Source organism: Okeania sp. KiyG1 (assembly GCF_014132355.1).
Classification (GTDB): Bacteria; Cyanobacteriota; Cyanobacteriia; order Cyanobacteriales; family Microcoleaceae; genus Okeania.
Window position 1 is genome coordinate 1 of record NZ_BLZO01000012.1, and the last position, 18,796, is coordinate 18,796.

An 18,796-nucleotide genomic window follows, 5' to 3' on the forward strand; every position below is an offset into this window, starting at 1 on the left:
AAGGTACTTACGCCTATCGCGGTCGCTGGTTCTGTTGCTTTTTTATCTCTTTGATTCACTCTCTTCCACTCGTCTTTGTCAAGTAATTTGAATATGATTGGACAGCCCATTGTCCCTGTGCCAATGAATGAAACGTTAGTTTGATTTTCCATCAAAAACTTTCCTGATTAAGGATTTAACAGATTTGATAGTTTCAAGTTTAGTTGAGAAAGTTACTATAGTCAACAGTCAACTTTTGGCTTAATTGGTGATAAATGGGAAGAAACTCTGGTATTAACCCATTTGAGTTTCTATCCCTCATAGTTTTCCTGTTGTTGCTTAGTTTTTGATGATATTAGACCACTAACCTAATTTCGGCCTTTTGGTCCTAAACCTACTGCACCCGCATAAATGGCACGATCGCCTAACTCATCCTCGATCCGTAAAAGTCGATTATACTTAGCTACTCGTTCGCTTCGACAGAGAGAACCTGTTTTGATTTGACCTGCTCGTGTTCCTACTGCCAAGTCAGCAATAGTTGTATCTTCTGTTTCTCCCGAGCGGTGACTGATAACTGAGCGGAAACCATTACGAGTAGCTAAGTCAATAGTTTCTAGAGTTTCAGTCAGGGAACCGATCTGGTTAAGTTTAATTAAAATTGAGTTACCAGCACTCATATCAATGCCTTTTTGTAAACGAGAAGGGTTGGTAACAAATAAGTCATCTCCCACTAATTGAATTTTGCTACTTAATTTTTGGGTGAGCTGTACCCAACTGTCCCAGTCGTCTTCATGTAGGCCATCTTCTATGGAAACGATGGGATATCGATCGACTAAACTAGCTAAATAATCAATCAATTCAGTGGGAGAATGAGTTGCGCCGTCGTAAATATAGTTGCCATCTTTGTAAAATTCGCTAGCAGCTACGTCTAATGCTAGAGCTACTTGTTCTCCTGGTTTGTAACCGGCTTTCTCGATAGCTGCAATTAATATATCTAATGCTTCTTGGTTTGAGCCTAAGTTTGGAGCATAACCACCTTCGTCTCCTACTCCACCTAGTAAACCTTTGTCTTTTAGAACTCCACTGAGGGTAGCGAAGACTTCTGCACCCCAGCGCAATGCTTCTTTGAATGAGGGCGCACCCACAGGTACGATCATAAATTCTTGAATGTCTACATTATTAGCAGCGTGGGCACCACCATTAATTACATTCATTAAAGGTACTGGTAGCAGACTGGCTTGTGGTCCTCCTAAATAGCGGTATAGTGGCATACCCACAGCATTAGCGGCCGCTTTAGCAGTAGCTAAGGAGACAGCTAGGATAGCATTAGCGCCTAAATTACTTTTATTGGGGGAGCCGTCTGTTTCAATCATTTTGCTATCAACTGAGGTTTGGTTGAGAGCATTGATTTTTAGTAGGGCAGGGGTAATTTTTTCTTCAACGTTTTTTACTGCTGTGAGTACTCCTTTACCACCGTAGCGTCCTTTATCCCCATCCCGAAGTTCGTGGGCTTCAAAGCTACCTGTAGATGCACCACTGGGCACTTGGGCCAGGCCAACTATACCATTGGCTAGTTGGACTTCTGCTTCTATTGTTGGACGACCACGGGAGTCGAGAATTTCTCTGGCCTGGATTGATTCAATACCTGTCTCCATATTTTTTCTTCCTTATTCTGTCAAATTTAATGGTGTTGGCTAAATACTAATGGCAGGTTTCTTGCGCTATGGGGAGTTGTCTTTGTCAACCCAAATTAGCAAAATTTAGCATTTCCACTGACAGAATAAAGGTTAATTCGGCTTTTGAGCTAGATATCAAAAATGTTTAATAATTCTATTAATTCTCTTGCAATATCACTAAGCACTAATTTAATATGTATCTTTTTATACTTTTTTGATAATTGTCTAGACTGAGAAGGCATATTTCATCTGGATATTTTCAGAAAATACTCAACGGTAAACGATAAATAATTTGAACGAGTTATAAAATTAAATTATACTAATCATTTAAAATTTTAAAGTTAGGCTTAGGCAGATTTGGGATTAAAGCTAATTGCCGATGCCCAACTTTGAAAATCTGGTGCTACACGAATTAATTTTTTATGGATTTCATCTGTCACCCACAATACTAATGGAAAGTGAAAGTTTTGGAATTTATTTCTGAGTAGGTTAGCTGCTATTAATAATCTGTCTAGAGTATTAACTGATTCTAAACTTTTAACCATCAAAGCTTTTGGGGAAATCGGGCCTAAATTTTGGTTGATACTAGAGTAAAGGGTATCAGTAGAGTGGTCTAATGCTAACTCTTGGTATTCTACAGGGTATTCTTGTTTAAGTTTTTCGAGAATCTGTTCTCTTAATTCTGGAGAATTACAACGGACTAAAATTAGGGAAAAATCACCCTCAGACATAGTTAAAGCTCTAGCTAATGTTCTAAGCGATCGCTCGTTATATTCAATTTTACTTTTGCTGATATTAGACATTTTTAGTCTGTCCTCAATTTTATACTTATATGATTGACGATCTAAGTTATTTTATTAATTTATATATACCAGTAATTGTATTGTAAGAATAGTGATTTGGATCTCGGGGTGTTAGTGAGCATTATGGCGTAAATTTTGTTCTATATCACTAGGTCATAGTGACTCAGCTCAAGGCAAATCACATTATTTGTATCATTTTATTCAATATTTAGTTGTATTTACTTATAATTTATAATTAATAAATTTAAAATTATACATTTAATAATCAGTAAAATTACTTAATTTTGTACTCATATCAAAATTATGAGTTCTAGTTGAATATTAATGATGAGTTGATTTTCCCAAATATACTGTTTTTTACTATACAAAAATTGATTGAAGGGTTTGATATATACTATCTCTATTTGTATAAACAACTAGAAAAATTTAGATAATAGCTTTACTTAAAGTTAAGAAAAATCAATGTATTTTTGGCTTTTTTTGATGAAAAAACATCCAATTTGCTTAAGATTCTATATTTTTATAGGAATAGGATAAAGAGTATATCTGTTGGTTTAGCTAGGTAAAGATTGTCAAAGATAGTAAAGATTAGATAGACACTTAAAAAACTACTTTTTGATCGGTAGATTTGAGTTCTGGAAAATTTAACCGCTCTTTGATTCAAAGTGCAAAAACTTAATACTAAATTAATATAAAGTTGCATAGAATAATATCTTAATCAGAGTTAACTGTAGATCGAAACAGACAAGTTAATAAATTTCATCATTCTGTGGAGTCTCACATCAAATTGGTATAGCACCTAATAGGTAACACCTAACTCTGTAGGATTTACGCAAATTTACTTTTAATATCAAATTCGGTTAAACAGTTATAGATTGCTTATAGCAGTTTTCATCGTAAAATTTCGGTAAGTGGGAAACCACCGTCTTTTAAGCAGTGGATGGAAACGACGGGCGCGGATTTTAATCCGTAGTCAAAAAATGTGTTATAATTAACCTTAAACTTAAAAAGTAGGCTCAATGGTCTTTTGGCCGGAGAGAGTAGTGGCAATTGACACCGTAAGCGTGGACTGCTGTTGTATACGTACTACGGTATGGTACTGGCAATGTGGTTGTTGCGAGCAATTTGAAAATCGAGGTTTTAACCCGATTTACAACTCCTAGTCACGAATCCACGCGGATTTATCCCGTGGAGTGTCAATAACTAGGGTTTGCGCTCAAACGGATTTGATATTAGTGGCAGCTCTGCGGAACGCAAATGGCATTAGTACTACACTAATTATAATCTTGTGCCGGGAAGGGAGTAGCTATCTGTAGAGTCCCTGCGTAATACCAAATCCGAGTCCAACAGACCCGTTTTGAAAAAACCGCGAAAACTCTGTAGATACCTTGCATACAAAGTCTCTATAGGGTGGAATATAACGGGTATATCTGTACGGGATTTGGTATAAGTCCTGTTCTGTAAAGTCTCGCATTAAATTGGTATGATTATAAATAAAAAAATAAGTTGTTCTGAATTCATTGATTTTATTTAGCATAAAAAGTTATACCAATCTTAAAAATACGATTATGATATGATTTTGCTACTAGCACCTCTAGCTTTAGAATTTAGGTAAGTTTGAGAAAATGAAGACCTCTCCCAACCCCCCTTTCTAAGCTATGCTTTATAAACATCTTTCTTAACATAAAACGCGGACATTAGTGAGAAGTTATGTGTAAATCATTTGAGAGGCTTTTTCCTCAGAAAAGTGTATTGAATTAGATGTTTTTTTGAATATTCTTACGGACCACACTCCCCACACCTCCCCATCCTCCCCACCCTCCCATCAAGGTTTCAGGAGTTCCTTATCAGGGATAGTTTTCTAAGGGCAGGGCTGTTTCAAAGTATTGTAGATTAACGATGAGCGAGAGAACGGGAGTAATGGGGATCGTGGAACAGTGAAATTTATCAAAATTTGCCGATTTTTCAGCCAATAAGCGTCCCTTTTGCTCTGACTAAAATGGTGAAAAGTCAACTTAATATCATAAATTATAGCAGAAGAAAGAAGGAAGAAGGAAGAAGGAAGAAGGAAAAGTATTACGTTGTCTGAGTTTTAAGCTTTTGACCTGTCCTAACCTTTACTTCGACTGCTATAAAAGCCTCTATCCCCGTGTCTCCGCGTCCCCGTGTCTACGGAGAATAAAACAGTCCCCCCTTTCTAAGGGGGGATAGGGGGGATCGGAGGGTTAGATTTTACTCACAATTTTAGTCTAGACGCCCTACTACTACTACTTTACTAGGTGTTGTTAGCTCCCATATACCATTACGCGACCAGAACTACCAAACTTAAAACTACCACCTACAACCTTCTTCAAATCGACTTGCGACCAACAATTGAAATTATCTCTAAGCTTTAAATACAATTGCAGGATCGATACGAGTTACTTTTTGAATAGCAAAGAAAGCTGACCCGACACACATAAAAACAGTTACACCTAATACTCCAAGTGCAGACAAAGGTGTAATCAAAATAATAATTCCTTTACTTGCCACCCAACCACTCAACCCTAAACACACCAACATCCCAGGGAGATAACCTAAAACTGCCATCCAAATTGCTTGCTCCACAATTACTGCATACAACTCCTTATCAGATGCACCCATTGCCTTGAGAGTACCAAATTCTTTCAGGTGGTCAGACACAGATGAATACAAAATCTGGGCAACCACTACTATGCCTACAATTACACCTACTACTGCACCCATTCCCAAAACTAAACCAATATTTGTTCGTGCCAACCAAAAAAATCTGGTTTTTTCAGATAATTCATTTTTAGTGTAAGCATTGGTATCTGGTATCGCCTCTTCTATTCTTTGTTTTAATACTTGTAAATCTTCACCTGGTTTAGCTTTGACTAATATATAAGCGATCGGATCTGCTACTTCTAAATTTTTTGGTGCTGGTGTTTCTTCCAACTTTTGAGTGGGGTCTTTTTTTTCTACTACTTTTGTACATTGAAGATTTCCTGCTCCTACAACTTTGCAGTTAACTTCAGCGTTAATACCTGCACTAATATATGTGTTAGCGTTTTCTAGGGATGTAAATAATAAGGTACTTGATACAATTGATTGAGTACCTTTTGTCACTGCCACTAATTTTGCTGGTAGGGAACCTGCGATCGCCGTTGTTCCTACTCCCTCTGCAAGCATACTGGATAATCTGCTTTGGTCGGCCATCACTGCGAAAGGTTGCTTTAGGTCCCTGACGTTACCCTCAATGACTTTTCCTGGGTTAAACAGTTGTCCATCTGGATTAAATCCCACCACCATTAATGGACTCATTTCTCCATTCTGAGGCCGCCATCTCACTGAGCCTAAAATTAAAGCTTCTGCTTGTTGGACACCTTCTATTGTTTTAGCTTGATTCAATTGACCATAAATTAGGGGTTCTGTCAGCTCGAAGTTGACCATTTCATTAGAGGCGATCCAAATATCTGCATTGGATTTATCTATTAGTAGGGTTGTGGAACGAGCAAACCCATTTAATATGCCTGTTTGAATTGTCACTAAGCTGACTGCAAATAATATTCCTGCTTGGGCTACGATAAATCGAGGAATATCTTCTAATAAATTTTTGCGAGCTATAGAAGCCATTTTGTTTTGGTCAAAGGTACTAATAGATGGGTTGATCAACAATTAGGGTTTGCTGAAAAAGTCTTATGGGTAAGGGTAGGAGACAACCCACCCCTCGCCCCTCCCCTCCCAGGAGGGGTTAGGGTGGGTCTTCCCCTCCCAGGAGGGGGAGACAGGAGAAATGGGAATTATAGAGGAGGTAGGAGGAAGAATAATCCCTTGATTATTCTGGGCAACAAAGCCGCCTAAAATGCTAATTTTTTGAACCATTATGACCATTAAGCTTGGACTTTTTTAACTAAAAAATGCTAAAATCTTTATATTTCAGTACTTTTAGATTTAATCAGCAAACCTTAATTATTCGGGAAGTAGAAAATCAAAAATCAAATCTTTCTCTTATGCCGTTGGATTTACAGCGTATTTCATATTATTTAAGGTACACCAGTCTAACACTTCACCATTCATAATTTTTACAACTAATAACTAATAACTGATAACTGATAACTGATAACTGAAAAGGGAGAGGGTTGAAGCTCAAGGAAAAAAAGAAATTTTTTCCCCTTGAAAGGGAAGGATTTTAACCTGAATTATTTAATTATTAATTATATAGTTTACTCCTTGTTCGCTTCTGCCTTTGTTTCTTGTTTTTTAATTTCTCTTTTTTTTGCTAATTCTTCCTGATGTAGCTCTCTATCTTTAATTGTTAGTAATTCTGGTATGGTAACAAATTCATAACCTTGCTTTTTCAACCCAGCAATAATATTGGGTAGAGCTTCAACAACGTGACCTCTTGGGCCACCACCATCATGTAGTAAGACAATTCCACCATTACTGGCTTTATTCAAAACTTTTTTAGTAATTTTTTGGGCTGACCTGTAATACCAGTCTACGGAATCAGCAGACCATAAGACTACAGTGTGTTTCCGTTCTTTAGCGTAGTCAGCTAAACCATTAACCAGGACACCTCCAGGAGGACGAAATAGGTTGGTAGTCCTACCTGTGATTTTATATATGAGGTCTGCTGTACGTCCAATTTCGCTTTTGATCCGGTCTGAACTCATTTTACTACTTCTAGAAGGGTGGTTCCATGTGTGGTTAGCAATAACGTGACCTTCTTCCACAATTTTTTTGCCTATTTCTTGACGTACGTTTAAATGTTGGCCGACTACGAAAAAAGTTGCTCGAATATTATGTTTTTTGAGAATCTCTAATATTTGTTCTGTGGTTTTGTTCCACGGACCGTCGTCAAAGGTTAAGGAAATAACTTTTTGTTTGCTATTAAGAGTAACATTTTTAATTGTTTGACTTTGGAATCTTTTGGGCACGCTAAAATTAAAGGTTTTTAATTCTAATTCCCTCAGTTGTTGTTTGGTATTATTAATTTTTTTAGCAACAACAGAACTAATTTTAATTACTTCTAATGGAGTTTCTTTGTTATTTGCTGACTGATTTATTTGTTTTGTATTTGTTGCTATTTTAACTGTATCTGTATTTGTTGCTGTTTTAACTGTAGTTGCTTTTGTATTTGTTTGTTGATTTGTCCATATTTCCATGGGCAATAACATCCCGATTAAGAAACTTCCACTAGCAGCTATCACTGTTGCTAAAGATTTTCCTTGTCTGGATAGTGAATCTAAATTTGTCATATTTCTCCTACACACCTTTGTGATTCTAATTGTTTGATTTTTTCAGCTATCTTTAAGTTTTTTTCTAGTTTTTAGGCGACATAACTATTATTTTTACCGAATAATTAATAAAATAATAATAATTAATAATTAAATAATTATGGTTTAAAGCCGACCCTTTTAATGGTAAAAAAAGTGCTAGGATATTTCCTTATATTCAATTCCGTAACGGTTAAAACCCGAGGTAATTATCAATTATCCATTATCAATTATCAATTAATGAAAATAATAGCTATTCTTAAAAATATTTTTATTGAGAAAAATAATATACTTGATTCTCCTCCTGAGTTTCATCTCACTAATCTTAATCTAATAAGTATTTTCCGGATTAAATGAACTATATTTGTGGATTTTTTTGTGTGTAAAGTTCTACAATTTTCTGAGTAACTTCAGCTATGCTTAAACCATCGGTACTAATTTCTATAGCGTCTGGAGCTTTTCTTAAGGGAGAAATTTTCCGGTTGGCATCTTTTTGGTCTCGTTGAATAATATCTTTTTTTACCTGTTCTAAACTGATATTAGTTTGACCTTTTTGTTGTAACTCTAGCAGTCGTCGTCGCGATCGCTCTTCAGCAGAAGCTGTTAAAAAAATCTTTAGTTCAGCATTGGGAAATACATGAGTACCAATATCTCGTCCTTCTGCTACTATTCCTCCTTTCGTTCCAAATTTTTGTTGTTGTTCTACCATAAAATACCTGACAGTTGCCTGAGCTGCAATAGCTGAAACATTATTTGTAACTTCCCTGGTCCGAATTGCTTCTGTAACATCCTGGCCATTAATAATGACATGGTTATTTTCAGGGTCATTAAAGCTAATCTGACATTGACTGACTAATTCTGCTACTTGGGGTTCATCTTCTACTGGGATATTAGCCTGTAAAACCATCCATGTTACGGCTCGATACATTGCCCCTGTGTCCAAGTACAAAAGTCCTAATTTTTGTGCGACTAATTTAGTTACTGTTGATTTGCCAGCTCCAGCAGGACCATCAATGGCAATTATTGGTTTGCGGTTTCTCAAAAGTATATTATCTATTAAACGGCAAGAACCAATATGAGCAGCGATCGCTAATAAACCTATATCCTGAATATTTTCTAAAGGTTGTAAATTCTCTGGATTTACTATTTCTACATACTCTAGTTTTATAAATGGTAAAGTTGCCAATTGTTCCTGCACAGCATTTTTAATTTTTTCTACAATATTTGCTGCATTTAGATTTTCTAAAAATACTTTTCTACCATGACAAAGAGAGCTATATAATATGGCAGCTTGTTGTTTTTGTTCGACAGTTAAATATTGATTGCGAGAACTAATAGCTAATCCTGAAGCTTCACGAACTATTGGACAAGAAATAATATTAACTGACAAACTGAGGTCTTTTACTAGCCGCTTAATAATTGCTAATTGTTGAGCATCTTTTTGCCCAAAATAAGCATTATTTGGCTGAACTAAACTCAATAATTTAGTTACAATAGTGGCAATTCCTTGAAAAAAATCAGGTCTAGAAAGACTACACATAATTGATGTCATGCTAGATGGAGGAACAACTGTAGTTGTCTGATTTTGAGCATTAGTAGACAGCTCATTTTCCATCCCCATCGTTCCAGGAGTGGGAGCAAAAATAATATCTACTCCTTCTTGTTCGCATAGTTCTTTATCTGTTTCTAACTGTCGAGGATATTGTTGGAAATCTTCAGTAGGAGAAAACTGTAAAGGATTAATAAAAATAGTTACAACAGTAATTTTATTCTCTTCTCTAGCACGCTTAATCAAGCTTAAATGTCCTTGGTGTAAAGCTCCCATTGTTGGTACTAAACCAACAGTATGTGGAGATTTTTTGAGGTCATTTTTCAATAAGTTTAAATAGCATTGCAAACCTGCAATAGTAGTAAATAAACGCATTTTTTATAAAAATAATATTGATAATTGGGTCTTGGTAATAGTAACAGAAATATTTTTTCCTAGGAGAGAATAGAAGAAAGTTATTATGATTTACCAGTAAAAACATTACAGCGCTTTTGCCGATCTCTAAACCACATCGTCACAACAAAACAAAAATTGTGTAGGGGCGTTAGCGCAGCTTTGCGTTAGCAAATGGCCATTCGTCCCTACAATAGTCTATCGAAATGAAAAGCGCTGTAAAATCATATCTAATATTGATGAAGCTGCATATAACTAGAGCTTTTAAAAGCATTGCCTTACTCAAGTTTATTTTGTACAAATTCACATGAATTTGCCTCCGATTACCGAAAAATCGTGGTTGAAAGCCTCCTCTTTTAAGAGGATAAAAAGCGGTCGTAGCGCAGCTTCCCGAAGGGTGGGATGGATGGGTTTTCTAACCATATCCATCAGACCAAGAGAAGAAAAATTTTCATGATTAATCAATCCTATCCGTTTTAAAGGAGAGGTAATTCTAAATTCGCGCATTCTTAATTCTAAATTCTTGAATAATTACCCAAGTAGTCAAGTAAAATTACAAAATTAATTGTATATTTGATTGTCATCTTATATCATGTCCGGATAATTAGTGATAAAAAAAACTTTCTCTTTCTTCTTCTTTCTTTCCTCCTGAGTCCTGAGTCGTTTATTTATAACTATTCAACCGGACATGATATTAGAGGCTATTTGTAAACAAAAGATTAAGTAGTGGCGTGACACACCTAAAATGTTGCAATAGTAGGGGCGGGTTTCACCTTAAATTAATAAGTCTTAACCAATTAGATGAACCCGCCCCCACCCCAATAATCTAATAGACATCTCCAAAAATCAAAAATCAAATCAATTCTTATCCATAAATTATCAATCCACAGGAACCAACTTCCCACCCTCCCCACACTTCCTTGACGCACTACCAATTATTTCTCCCTACTGGACTGTTTCACCTAAAATAGTGCAGAGCGCTTTTTCGTCACCCCATCCCCCCATCACCCCAAATTCCCCTCCACCGGAGGGGTTAGGTGGGTTCCCATCACCCCATTTTCTAATGCAACATTTAAGATCAAACAGTCCACTACTGCCTACTGCCTACTGCCTACTGCCTCTTTTCTGGAGATGTCTAATGCTCTTTTAAATAAGTAAGGAAATTGATTTTTAGACCGACTGCTCAAACATAAGCATATTTTATTTCTTATTCCCTCAGGACTTACGCACCAAGCGCCATATCTAGTAGGGGTTAACGGCCGTTAACCCCTACCGATAGCGTATTGTCTAAGAATTTGCGTAAGTCCTGTCCCTATTCCCTATTTCCTAGTGACAAATGTTAAATTAATTTTGCACAGGTACTTACTTAAACAACAGAAAAAAGGAGGCTAATTAACTATTGTTGATTTACTAATATTTATATATATTGATACAGCTATACCGACCTAGTTGTATAGATTATGCTAAAATCTAGCAAACAGAGTAGTTTGTGGTGCGCTCACCAGACCACTAAGTAACCGCTATCCTGATAAGTTGCCGCGCTTCATGGTCAAGTAATTAAAACTTCTGTTGAGCCGATAACCAAGGCGATTTCAAGAATTTAGAATGCGCGAATTTAGAATGCGCGAATTTAGAATTACCTCTCCTTTAAAACGGATAGGATTGACTAATCATGAAATTTTTTCTTCTCTTGGTCGATTGGATATGGCGCAGGTTTCCTCGCCATCCCACCCTTCGGGAAGCTGCACTACGACCGCTTTTTATCCCCTTAAAAGGGGAGGCTTTATACCACAAATTTTCGGTAAGTAATTCATTTGCGTCTACAGGTTTTCTTGTAGACATTGGGAGATACCCCTGAAGCAGGTTAATCTTGCTGTGCATTGTTAGCAAACCTTAACAAAACAGTATCGGATGTCAATAGAGTCACTACTCCTGTAGTCATGTAGAGTGAAAAATTAAATAAATAAATCAGGACTTACCCAGGGACTCTACTTATGGCTAGGGCGAATGCCATTCGCCCCTACAGATGGTGCTTCAAAGGTCAATTTGCGTAAGTCCTGTAAATACCAAAATTAAGACCCACGAGTATCAATAACTTCAACTTTTACAGGAGCAACTCCACTCTGAATCATACCTAAAATACGAGCCGCCGCAGCAGATAAATCAATAACTCTGCCTCGAATAAATGGACCACGATCGTTAATCCTGACAATGACTGAACTACCATTATTGAGATTAGTTACTCGTACCTTGGTTCCAAAAGGCAGAGTTTTATGGGCTGCTGTCATGGCATATTGATTGTAACGTTCGCCACTGGCACTTAAGTTACCATGAAATCCAGGGCCGTACCAAGAAGCCCAACCTTGATATTGGAAAGTAATAGGTCCAACAGCTATTTTTTGTGGTTCTGGCTGTGGTTTTGGTTTTGGTTTACCCATTATTTCTTTTAAAGGAGGGGCATTATTAACCTGTCGTCTTAGACGGTTAGTTGCTTGTAGGGTATCTGTGGCTAAATCGTTAGTAGTATCTGGAAGAATAGTTTGTCCATCTATTTTTACTAACTTTTGGTCATTGACCAGAATCATGTAGCTTTCGGTATATGTATCCCACTTAGCTGTAATCTCCAGATCGGGACTTTCCTGCATCAATTGATTTAGTTTCGAGGCAACTATTGATGCTCGCCACACAGGATCTTTTTGTTGATTGGAATGAGAAGATTGAATAGTAGCTACTTTCACCGAAGAGTCTGAGTTAGACTCTGAACTAATATTATTTGCCTTCTTATCCTGAGAATCAAGAAAAGTAAGAACTGGAATATTACGAACATAGAGAGTTGCAGCTTGACGACCAGTTAGTTCATGGGCCAAAATTTCAGTGACAGTATCTTTCCCTTGTCCTGTATTTAACTGGTATTCTCCAACTTTCATCACATCTGTCTGCCTATTGGCAACAGTTTTCTGTAAGTTATCATTTGTTTCTAAGCTTTTATCTATTGGTTCGTTTTTTTTATAAAAGTTGTCTTCTTGAAGAGTCTCTGCATAAGAGTAACCTACACCTACACTAGAAAATATCAAGAAAGTAGTAAGAAAAGTCCAAATTTTGTGCTTCATAAACCTATTTTTTTAACTTTCCTGGCGGGAATTCCCGCGCTGTAATATTTGATTCAGCGCCGTATGGGAGAGCCAGAACATTGTATACTGAGGGAGACAGGGGGAGGACATCACCTCTCTCTGTATAAACTGCAACTCCGCGTGCGGGTTGAAGAATCCCCGATTGTCGCTAAAGTACAACGTCGGGAGTATGTCAAGGAGCACTCGTTGAATTGAACTTATCTGGGCATAGTCCAGCTAAGACTATTCCGGATAACCCAAACTCTTCGATGTTTAAGTATTATTAAGAGACTGCAATAGAGTATCACAAACTTTTCAGATTGGGAATCAAATTAGAAAAAAAATTTGGTTAATTTCATAGAGGCAATACAGATGATAAACTTCTAAAGGCTAGACATCCTGACAAAAGCAGGGATTTATGAAATTGCCTTTGTAAGATCGAGAGTCTTTCAGAAATGGGTTTCTTAATATTTTGTTGTCTAGCGCACAATCAAAGTTTTGGCCTAAGACATGATGGATTATAAACAAGCTGGTGTTGATGTTGAAGCGGGTCGTGAATTTGTAGATAATATCCGCAATATGGTTATTAGCACCCACCGACCAGAAGTTTTAGGAGCATTAGGTGGGTTTAGTGGTTTATTTGCTTTGCCGAGTGGCTACACAGAACCTGTTTTGGTTTCGGGTACTGATGGTGTGGGCACAAAATTAAAATTAGCAAATACTCTTAACCGTCATCATACTGTTGGTATTGATTTGGTTGCTATGTGTGTTAATGATGTGTTGACATCGGGGGCGGAACCTCTATTTTTTTTGGATTATTTAGCAACAGGAAAATTGAATCAGCAACAGTTAACTGAAGTGGTTTCTGGTATTGCTGAAGGATGTCGTTTAGCGGGGTGTGCTTTAATTGGAGGAGAGACTGCTGAAATGCCTGGTTTTTATCCACCTGGTGAGTACGACTTAGCTGGTTTTTGTGTGGGAATTGTGGAAAAAAGCTTGATTTTGGATTGCTCTCAGGTACAAGTGGGCGATGTGGCGATCGGGTTGGAAAGTAGTGGTGTTCATAGTAATGGTTTTAGTTTGGTGAGAAAGATTATTGACGAGTACAATATTTCTCTACAAGATTGCCCAGATTATTTGAATAAAACAAGTTTAGGAGAGGCATTATTAACTCCAACAAAAATTTATGTCAAACCAATTTTAGCAGCACAAAAAGCAGGTTTAGATATTCATGGTATGGCTCATATTACTGGGGGTGGTTTACCAGAAAATTTACCTCGTTGTTTGCCAAAGGGAATGTCTATTGATATAGATAAAAGCAGTTGGGATATTCCTCCTATTTTTAAGTGGATTTCCGCCGTTGGAAATGTTGAAGAGGAGGCGATGTTTAATACTTTTAATATGGGGATTGGTTTTGTGGTTTTGGTGTCACCGACTCAAGCAGAAATAACGATTAATTGGTTTGCCTCTCAGGGGATAAAAGCTTATTGTATAGGTGAAGTTAGTTAGTTTTTGATAATGGATTGAGCAAAAATTAGGGAGGAATTTATTGATGAGGGAGTAGGCGTTCACGGAGCGTTGCGTCAGCAGTATCGCTAAAGTAATTTATTCAATTATCAATCTTTGTTATTGTTGTCAAGTTTATAATTTTAAATTACCGAAATCACCAAAATATATTTAATTTTTTTATAAAAAAAAGATAAAAATCAGCGAGCAATTAGTATGATATTTGCATCATATAAATTGACGCAAAGAGTTGATTTTGTTATTGAACGATGAATCCAAACCTAATTAAAATGAGACTTTAATATTGCGACCGCAATATTTAATCTTAGATTAGCTAAATTTACGATAGTTAATGATGATTTATTTGAGTAAAAATTTCCTTGATTTGATACCTAAGTAAATAAGTATGAAATAAAAAATTAGTTAGCGATCGTTGTTGCATACAATATTTGATATCTAGCAATTTTTCCAAAATAATTAAAGAGTTTTCACTATATAGTTAATTAAATATGATAATATTCATTATGAAAAATATTACTTTAAAGGTGTAACTGATCTACAGTTTGATAACTAAAAAAGTATTGTAAATGAATTTTAGATTTTTCAAAATCTGAGTGTTTTTAATATGAACTCTGAGTAATTTTCTAGACTTTAATCAAAAGTAAATCTAAAAAGTCAACGGTGAAACAAAGTAGTGGGACTTACAAAAAATAAAGCCATAAATATAGACTCAAATTATAGATGGGTAGAGGCTTTTACGTCAAAAAGGTATAAATCCTGAATAAGGATATGTTCTAGCCATTTTTAAGGCATCGACGTAATTCCCTTGTCTAGACTGATTTGGAAGTATTTTTCCTGCAAAAAAATGTGTAAGTACCAATAGTAAAGTACACAATTAATAAATAATTTATTAGTATAGTCGAAAATATGATAAAGAAGAAGTATATTCCTACACCTATAGTTGAAAAAAAAGACCGAAAAAAAGTCAAAATTGTGGAGAATCTTGATGACCGTCGGTTATCAACCCCCTACGTTATTTGGCGATTCATAGTTTATTTTTTAGGAGTACAATATCGCAAATTTACTGGTAAGTCGGATGTGCAAAAAACAGCCACTCAATTACGAGAAGTTTTTGAAGAGTTTGGTGGTTTTTGGGTAAAAGCAGGTCAAATACTAGCACTGCGAAGTGACTTATTTCCAGATGAAGTATGTGATGAACTACTCAAGTTACAGTATGAAGCTATTGGGTTTCCTTTTAATATAGTACGGTCAACTATTGAATCAGAATTAGGTAAACCAATAGAGAAGATATTTGAGTCTTTTGATGAGGAACCTTTAGCAGCTGCATCTATTGGTCAAGTTCATAAAGCCATTTTGCGGAAGCGGAAAAAGCTAATTCCTGTGGTGGTCAAGATTCAGCGTCCTGGTTTAGAAGATACTTTTAAACGAGATTTAGACATAATTAAGGTTTTTATCAATTTGTTGATATCTTTAAATGTTGGTAGTTATTTACGTTTAGATGAAGCTGTATTAGAACTTGAGAAAACTTTTAGAGAAGAGTTAGATTTTCGCTATGAAGCATCTAGTATTCGTCAGATGAAAAAAACACTAAAGGCACACAAGATATATGCTCCGAAAGTTTATGATAAATATTCTAAACGTCGAGTCTTGGTGATGGAATTTATTGATGGTGTATTGATGTCAGATTATATTAGGACTTATCAACGCGATCGCGCCAAAGCCAGAAGATGGGAGGACGAAAACGACGTAGACCCAGAAAAGGTAGGGGAAAGGTTATACTTATCATTATTGCGACAGATATATGAAGATAATCTCTATCATGGTGACTTACATCCAGGTAACATTATTTTGTTGCGTAAGAACAAGTTTGTGCTGATTGATTTAGGAAGTACGGGTTCTCTAGACAAAGAATTGAGAATTACATATGTGAAATACAATAATGCCTTATCAGAGGGAGATTTTACTAAAGCTGCTGATTATATTATACGGTTGGCTGTGGATATACCCAAGGTAAATATTTCTAAAGCACGGGTAGAGATAGCACAAGCAACTCAGACTTGGGCAGCTAGATCGGGACTTAAGGGGTTATCATACAAGGAAAAATCTCTGGGTGGAGCTACAGCAGAATTTTCTCAAGTTTTAATTAAATATGGTATTCCCAGTAACTGGTCATTTCTGAAAGTTAGTCGGTCTCTTTTAACGTTAGATGGTTCGCTTCAGTATTTGTTGCCAGATTTTGATTACTTCAAGGTTAGCAAAAAGTATAGTAAAGAATCGGGGCGTCGTGCTTTAATTCAAAGTTTGCGCCCGGAGAGTATGATGGCATCAATGAATATATTATCAGAAACTGTTGCTGAGTATAACGATCTGATTCTGCCTCAAGTCCGACAGCGAACTATACCTTTTGAGTTAACAGTTAACAAGTTTGCTTTATCGTTGGCGGTGATTTTGCGTACTTTGTCATCTGTATTGCTGATAGGTGGGTTTGGAACACTGTATGTATTCCTCTATCAGCAATATTTTGGGGTTATTCAACCTATTAATGTTGAAGTTGTTGATGAAGTTGTAAGACAGTTGCCTCGTTTACCATATTTGGAGTGGGTAGGAATATTAATTGGTGGGGGTTTGACTTTTAGAGTCTTATTAGCTTGTGTAAATATTCTGGAGCGTAAGGAGTTTGGTAATTAGGGTTTGCTGAAAAAGTCTTGTAGGTGAGGGTAGGAGACAGGAGACAGGAGAAAAGGGAATTTATATCATGTCCGGATAATCAGTGATGAAAAAACTTATCACGAGTGCTTAAACAGTAAATCTTTCTATTTTCCCTACTCCCCTACTCCCCTACTCCCCTACTCCCCTACTACCTTAATAATAAGTATTCAACCGGACATGATATTAGAGGAGGTAGGAGTAAGAATTGTCCCAAGATTATTCTGCCCAACTATGCGCCTAAAATACGCTCCTTTTTGAGCGTGAAGAGCTGAAAACCAGGCACTTTTTCAAGGCCCCAAAAAGGCTAAAACCTTTATCTGTAAATACAGATTTAATCAGCAAGGCCTAATTGGATGCGGTCGGCTTGACCGTTGATGCCTGTGGACGGAGTGCTGCCGACAGTTCCGGTGGAATGTGGGATGGAAGCTATCTACAATAGCTTCCTGTCCTGTCTAGTTGATGCTAGCAAGGGAAAAATATAACGCCAGAGAAGTTAAAATCGACTTATGCACCTATAATCTATCAATCTATTAGGGTTTGCTAAAAAAGTCTTTTGCAGATAGCAGAACCAAGCCTTTTATGACGATTTAGGTATTGCAGCCTTGATAACTTAGCTTCAAATCTCCCACACTTCTTCAATAAACTAACTGTTAGCTCTCCAGTGTGTTTAAGCTAATCCATAGTAACGCAAAGGATTATCATGGAGAATTTTCTTGATAGTATCCTCTGGTAACCTTTCTCGAAGTGCTAGAGCTTCATCCACACTTTCGATAAAATTCGGATGATCCATATGTGGAAAGTCTGAACCAAATAGTAATTTATCAGCACCAATATATTCAATTAATTGTGCTAAATAAGGCTCATCAACCTCAAAACCGATATAACATTGGCGATGGAAATACTCTGAAGGTTTCATCTTGACATTATCTTTTACCTCAAAATAAAGGTTTTCATATTCCTCGTCTAATCTCCATAACCAGTAAGGAAGCCAACCACAACCTGATTCAAAAAATCCCACTCTGAGTTGTGGATGACGTTCTAAAACTCCCCCTTCAATTAGTGCCAAAAGTGCCATCATTTGCTCCATAGGATGGGAGCAAGCATGAAGAGCAAAGCGAGTGTTAAATCTGTCTGCACCAGTAGTAGGTAGACGACTGTGAGTTCCTTCGTGAACAGTTACTGCTACATTCAGACGTTCGCATTCGCTCCAAAATGGTTCGTAGGCGGGATCGCTTAAAATCCTTCCCTTTACAGGGTTAGGACGGATAAATACAGCCTTCCAACCAAATTCCACAATCCGTTGTAACTCAGGTACCATTTCTTCTGGGTCGTGTTGGTTAATGGCTCCTATACCCCTCAATTTTTGAGGAGCGTGATTGCAAAAATCATGTAACCAATTGTTATAGGAGCGAACAAAAGCTCCTGCTAACTTCGAGTCCATTGTATCAATAGACCACATCCACAATCCCATTGATGGATAGAGAAAAGTCATGTTAGAACCCATCTTATCCATCAACTCAACTCGTGCTTGAGGGTCATAAGCTCCCTTATACATATCTGGGTCTTTTTGCGCAGTTTTAGCCGCTTCTGACTCCACAAAATCAGATGGGTTGAACTTATACAATATAGATTCACCATCAAGCATATAGTTTTCTTTAGGAGCAAAATGTTTAAACTCTGGTTCTAGATATTTTTCCCAGAGGTCTAATGGTTCTAAAACATGGCTGTCAGCATCAATAATTTCGTAGTTTTTGAGCATAGTAAAAATTTTCAG

9 protein-coding genes are annotated in these 18,796 nt (G+C 36.7%); 2 read left to right on the forward strand and 7 right to left on the reverse strand.

Annotated elements, in window-relative coordinates:
- Positions 1-347 precede the first annotated feature (347 nt).
- The 6 genes from eno to SAGCYANO_RS48785 all read right to left on the reverse strand — a co-directional run bounded on the left by eno (position 348) and on the right by SAGCYANO_RS48785 (position 12,786).
- Entirely contained in the window at positions 348-1,634 is a 1,287-nt protein-coding gene (gene eno, locus SAGCYANO_RS01370; protein ID WP_202218448.1) for a phosphopyruvate hydratase, read from the reverse strand.
- Positions 1,635-2,002: 368 nt separating this feature from the next.
- Entirely contained in the window at positions 2,003-2,458 is a 456-nt protein-coding gene (locus SAGCYANO_RS01375; RefSeq protein ID WP_202218449.1) for a hypothetical protein, read from the reverse strand.
- A 2,385-nt stretch (positions 2,459-4,843) separates the two neighbouring features.
- Complete coding sequence (locus SAGCYANO_RS01380; protein ID WP_202218450.1) at positions 4,844-6,091, reverse strand: FtsX-like permease family protein; 1,248 nt, start codon at positions 6,089-6,091, stop codon at positions 4,844-4,846.
- 590 nt (positions 6,092-6,681) lie between these two features.
- Entirely contained in the window at positions 6,682-7,716 is a 1,035-nt protein-coding gene (locus tag SAGCYANO_RS01385) for a polysaccharide deacetylase family protein (RefSeq protein ID WP_202218451.1), read from the reverse strand.
- A 376-nt stretch (positions 7,717-8,092) separates the two neighbouring features.
- Positions 8,093-9,658, reverse strand: a complete 1,566-nt coding sequence (locus SAGCYANO_RS01390) for a bifunctional pantoate--beta-alanine ligase/(d)CMP kinase (protein ID WP_202218452.1) — start codon at positions 9,656-9,658, stop codon at positions 8,093-8,095.
- Between the two features lie 2,090 nt (positions 9,659-11,748).
- Positions 11,749-12,786, reverse strand: coding sequence for a septal ring lytic transglycosylase RlpA family protein (locus SAGCYANO_RS48785; RefSeq protein ID WP_202218453.1), 1,038 nt, complete (start codon positions 12,784-12,786; stop codon positions 11,749-11,751).
- A gap of 513 nt (positions 12,787-13,299) precedes the next feature.
- Here SAGCYANO_RS48785 and purM point away from each other — a divergent pair.
- Together purM and SAGCYANO_RS01405 are read left to right on the forward strand one after the other, a co-directional pair.
- Positions 13,300-14,295 (forward strand): phosphoribosylformylglycinamidine cyclo-ligase, encoded by a 996-nt coding sequence (gene purM / locus SAGCYANO_RS01400; RefSeq protein ID WP_202218460.1) that lies wholly within the window; start codon positions 13,300-13,302, stop codon positions 14,293-14,295.
- Between the two features lie 924 nt (positions 14,296-15,219).
- Entirely contained in the window at positions 15,220-17,001 is a 1,782-nt protein-coding gene (locus SAGCYANO_RS01405) for an AarF/ABC1/UbiB kinase family protein (RefSeq protein ID WP_202218454.1), read from the forward strand.
- Between the two features lie 688 nt (positions 17,002-17,689).
- On the opposite strand, the gene SAGCYANO_RS01410 is transcribed toward SAGCYANO_RS01405, so the two are convergent.
- Positions 17,690-18,781, reverse strand: a complete 1,092-nt coding sequence (locus SAGCYANO_RS01410) for an amidohydrolase family protein (protein ID WP_202218455.1) — start codon at positions 18,779-18,781, stop codon at positions 17,690-17,692.
- Positions 18,782-18,796 lie beyond the last annotated feature (15 nt).